The organism is Dyadobacter sp. (assembly GCF_051859145.1).
Lineage (GTDB): Bacteria > Bacteroidota > Bacteroidia > Cytophagales > Spirosomataceae > Dyadobacter.
The window spans coordinates 1-3,397 of sequence record NZ_JBHYGF010000420.1; the positions used below are offsets into that span (position 1 = coordinate 1).

The following is a 3,397-nucleotide window of genomic DNA, read 5'->3' on the forward strand; positions in this document are numbered from 1 at the left end:
AAAGTTCGGCTCTTCGTCCGTCGCAATGCGCATTCCGAAGTTCACCTGGTCAGCTGTCACCTGCTGCTCGTACGATTCGATTTCTTTAAGATTATCGAGAATCGGGATCACATTGAAACCTTCGTTGATCAGTTCGCTCAAAGACTGTGTGTAACGCGGCAGCTTGTAACCATTTGCAATGATATACGTGCTTTTCGTCACCTTACCCCGGCGATAGAGCTCCCGGATAATAGGGATATCAAATGCCGACGAAGTCTCAATATGGATATTATGCTTCAAAGCCTCTTCCAACACAAAGCTGAAATGCGACGATTTGGTACAATAGCAATAGGTGTAAGTTCCCTTGTAGTTATGCCGCTTGAAAGCATTCCGGAAAAACATATTCGCATTCTCAATATGCTCCCCTATTTTAGGTAAGTAATTCAGTTTAAGAGGCGTACCGTGCTCCCTGATGATATCCATCAGAGGTACATTGTTGAACAGCAATTCGTTATTATCAACGTTAAACTCCATAGTCGGGAACTCGAACGTCTGCTCAATAAGATCAATGTAGCTGCTTTTCATTATTTGCTTTGTCGCGAATAAATTGTAAGTAAAAAAGGAACAAAAAGACCCGAAATTTGGCCAGAATATATCTCATATGCAAACATTGAAAAGGCTGAAATCATTCATTTCTTCACCTATTTGTCGGCCGATTCCGTCAGTTCATCCTGCAAAAGCCCCGCTTGATTATTTTTCAATTGATTCTGCTGCATTGCTGTACCTATTTTTAGTCTGTTGTAAAATTAAAGCCGCTTAAATCGGTTACAACCAGCTAAACCGTTTTGCTACCTAACAGCAATAGAATTTATTTAAATAGTACAAATAAATTATTGTTAAGATTTCACCAGCAGGAACATGGGCTTGGCAGATCGCCCGGTTTTCTTCATACTTTCGAGAAAAAGCAGGTTACTTAAATAGCTGATTTCAGCTGTGTTGCCGGCAATTTTAGAGCAGCTTGCACCGGAAGATTTGATAGTTAACAAGAAGAAAATTAGAAAACTTTAAAAATACCCGGAGTTTTCTTAGTTTTTATCATTCGAATATTTCAAATTTGAAACGTGAAAGATCGAATTATAAAATCAGCATTAAATCTGTTCTGGCGCTACGGGATCAAGAGCGTCACCATGGATGATATTGCCAGAGACCTGGGGATTTCAAAAAGGACCATTTACCAGCATTATTCGGATAAGGAGGCGATTTTGGCGCTTGTTATACAGGAAGAGCTCAACTCACAGCAATGCGAGCTCGAAAAGCTGGATGAACGGGCAGAGAATCCGATTGAGCAGTTGATTTATTCTTCTGTACAAATGCGCGAGACCATGGCAAACATGAACCCGACCTTCCTTTACGATCTTAAAAAGTATTATCCTGACGCCTGGGCGCTATTTCAAACATACAAACATGAATATATCATCAAAAGCCTCCGCGACAATCTGCTCAAAGGGATCGAGCTTGGATTGTACCGACCAGAAATTGACGTGGATATACTCGCATTGTTGCGTGTAGAGCAGGTCGTAATGGGTTTCGACCCTACCATTTTCCCACCCAGGAAATTCGATATGATCCATATTCAAATGCAGTTCCTGCTGCACTTTCTGAGGGGGGTTTTATCCGAAAAAGGATTTGAATTCTATAACACCATAAAAGATAAATCAGCACTTGAAATTAACATCCATGAAAAATAACATTACAATACGTGGCAGTCTCGCACTGCTGGCTGTTTTGCTAAGTTTCGCCTCGATACGCGCACAGGATAGCGGCTACTCGCTCGAACAGGCTGTCGACTATGCGATAAAGCACAACCTGAATATCAAGAATGCACAGCTGGATGCAACTTCCGCGGAAGCCCGCATTGGTGAAATCAGGGCGGCGGGTTTACCCCAGGTAAGTGCGGCTGTATCGGTGACAAACAACATTATTATTCCGAGGTTCTTTCTTCCTGCCAATGCTTTTGATCCTACTGCACCTGCCGACGCGCCACCAGCTGCGGTTGAATTTGGTATCCCCTGGCAAGGTTCGGCTTCTGCCAATTTGAACCAGCTTATTTTCAATGGTTCCTACTTCATTGGTCTGAAAGCGGCAGCAACTTATCGCGAACTGGCGCAGAAATCGACTACTTCGTCAAAAGTGCAGGTAGCGGAAGCTGTTACTAAAGCTTATTACTCAGCCCAGGTTGCCGAGGAACGTGCCAAATTGCTTGATCTGAATATCTCAAGGGTGGATTCACTGATGCGTGAGACCAAGGCGATGAATGCAAGCGGCTTTGTTGAGCTTCTGGATGTAAACAGGCTGGAAGTGCAGATTAACAACCTGCAAACCGAACGTCAGAAAGTTCAGAACCTGATCGAGCTTAGCTACGCGCTCCTGAAGTACCAGATGGGAATGCCCGCCAATGAGCCGATCAAACTGACAGACGATATCAATGCAGTGAATGTAGACTCGCTCCGGTCAGCTACTGTAACTTCTGACCTGAGTTACGAAAACCGCATTGAATACTCACTTTTGAATACCCAGGAAAAGCTCGCTGGACTCGATCTGCGTAACGTTCGCAGCGGATACCTTCCAAGTTTATCGGCTTCGCTGGGTTACGGGTATAATGCAGGTTACGATAAGTTTGCCGATTTATTTACCCGCAACTGGTTCAACAATATGGTGTTGACCGTCAATTTGAACATTCCGATTTTCGACGGTTTTTCTAAAAGATACCAGATCAACCAGAAAAAGATCGCGATTGACAAGGTTAAGAACAGTCAGACTTTGCTGAAACAATCCATTGATCTTGAAAACAACCAGGCGGGCATCAACATCAAAAATGCATTTGCCACCCTCGAAACGCAGAAGCGCAACCTGACACTTGCAGAAGAAATCGTGCGCGTATCCAAAATCAAGTACAAAGAAGGCGTAGGCTCAAACATAGAGGTAATCAATGCAGAATCTTCACTGAAAGAAGCGCAGACCAATTACTTCACCGCACTCTACGATCTGATGATCGCCAAAGTTGATCTGAGCAGAGCCAAAGGAGAACTTTATACAGAGAAATGAGCACCATATTAACACCGAAACAAAATTTGAAACTGCTATTTACCTATATCATGAAAAACAATATTCTATTAATAACAGCCATGACAATCCTGCTGGCAGCATGCGGGGGCGAAAAGAAAGATGACCTGGCAGGTAAGAAAGAAGAGCTTGCCAAGCTGAAAACAGAGCAGGCAGAAAACGAGAAAAAGATCAAAGCGCTTGAAAGCGAGATCACCAAACTCGATCCTAAAAAGGCAACCGAGGCAAAAGTGAAGCCGGTATCTATTGATACATTGAATCCCGAAACTTTCCGCCACTACGTAGAACTGCAGGG

The 3,397-nt window shown here is 43.4% G+C and carries 3 protein-coding genes and 2 pseudogenes; 3 read left to right on the forward strand and 2 right to left on the reverse strand.

What is annotated here, in order from left to right:
• Positions 1-564 (reverse strand): annotated as a pseudogene (locus ACTIE6_RS20735) (arginine decarboxylase); the annotation flags it as partial.
• 311 nt (positions 565-875) lie between these two features.
• Positions 876-1,025 (reverse strand): hypothetical protein, encoded by a 150-nt coding sequence (locus ACTIE6_RS20740; protein WP_439558451.1) that lies wholly within the window; start codon positions 1,023-1,025, stop codon positions 876-878.
• 75 nt (positions 1,026-1,100) lie between these two features.
• On the opposite strand from ACTIE6_RS20740, the gene ACTIE6_RS20745 reads away from it, so the two are divergent.
• The 3 genes and pseudogenes from ACTIE6_RS20745 to ACTIE6_RS20755 form a co-directional block, all read left to right on the forward strand.
• Entirely contained in the window at positions 1,101-1,727 is a 627-nt protein-coding gene (locus ACTIE6_RS20745; protein WP_439558452.1) for a TetR/AcrR family transcriptional regulator, read from the forward strand.
• Entirely contained in the window at positions 1,717-3,084 is a 1,368-nt protein-coding gene (locus tag ACTIE6_RS20750) for a TolC family protein (RefSeq protein ID WP_439558453.1), read from the forward strand. The genes ACTIE6_RS20745 and ACTIE6_RS20750 overlap by 11 nt, the downstream gene beginning before the upstream one ends.
• A 50-nt stretch (positions 3,085-3,134) precedes the next feature.
• Positions 3,135-3,397 (forward strand): annotated as a pseudogene (locus ACTIE6_RS20755) (efflux RND transporter periplasmic adaptor subunit); the annotation flags it as partial.

Excerpts from the sequence above, each read along its gene's own strand:
- ACTIE6_RS20750 (WP_439558453.1), top strand. The coding sequence starts at position 1,717 with ATGAAAAATAACATTACAATACGTGGCAGTCTCGCACTGCTGGCTGTT.